Raw genomic sequence first — 252 nt, forward strand, 5'->3', positions numbered from 1 at the left:
TGCCATGCGTCAGAATGCAAGTGATTCCCCACAACCACGGGCTAAAAATTTTTTTGCGAACATGTTATGCGAATCGTTCAAGAATGTTGGTGATCGGCCGAAATTCCGTCCTTTTGAGGAGAAATTTTTTTGAGTGGCGCATGTGTGAATAGCTAATCGGAAGGAACCGTGCGCAATGCCAGGATGGTGAATACGCGACGCTGCCGAGGCAATCCTGGCGGTGAAACGATTTCCCACGCTCATGGATTCATC

The sequence above is a fragment of the Stieleria varia genome (assembly GCF_038443385.1).
Classification (GTDB): Bacteria; Planctomycetota; Planctomycetia; order Pirellulales; family Pirellulaceae; genus Stieleria; species Stieleria varia.